This window comes from Bradyrhizobium sp. LeoB3, from assembly GCF_055456055.1.
The window spans coordinates 1-656 of record NZ_JBVBEF010000344.1; the positions used below are offsets into that span (position 1 = coordinate 1).

Consider the following 656-nt stretch of genomic DNA (forward strand, 5'->3'; position numbering starts at 1 on the left):
CACCACGGGGAAGAGCCGCGTACGAGCCTGCCCCCACCTCAACGCGGGAATCGCCGACCCGCGCGATTAGCTGCCCCTCAACCACGTAGACTAGCTCGTCCTCGCGCGAGTGAGTGTGCATCGGAGGCTCCTCCCCAGATCGCACCGTCCACAGGACAGCGCCATAATCGCCTCCGGACTGGCTGCTCTCCACTTTAATCTCGATGCTCGAGCCTCCGCTCGTGGTCACCTTCTCGCCACCGTGGGGCGGCGTTAGAACCGGCTTCTGGACTGACATTTGTAGCCTCCTGATTGTGCGCCGGATGAGCCCGGTACCGCGTAAGCATGGAATTCCGCGCGGCGAATGGGAAATGACACCACGCGATGAAGTCAATAACCGCGCGTTATGATGGCCGTTCGCCTTCCGCATCGGACTCGCGTGCACTCGAGGCCCTTGTGGGGTCCGGCCGAATGTCCGGTTTGCGCAAAAACCGGAACCGCTCACAGTCCGACGGAAGTCGGACTTTCGACATGTCGGACGACGGCATTGGGCCACATCGCGCACCGCCTTTGTGTGCGAAATGGTAGCGCGATATGATGGATTGAAAATATACTTGAAGCGCACGATCGCGCGGACCCCGCACTTTTCTGTCAGCCCAAAGGACCCGAGAAACCGA

General features: G+C 60.8%; 1 protein-coding gene. It reads right to left on the reverse strand.

The window, feature by feature from the left end; translation table 11 throughout:
* Positions 1 to 277 (reverse strand): cupin domain-containing protein (locus ACZXDY_RS46235; protein ID WP_464350062.1); only part of this gene is annotated, 277 nt, incomplete at its 3' end.
* Positions 278 to 656 lie beyond the last annotated feature (379 nt).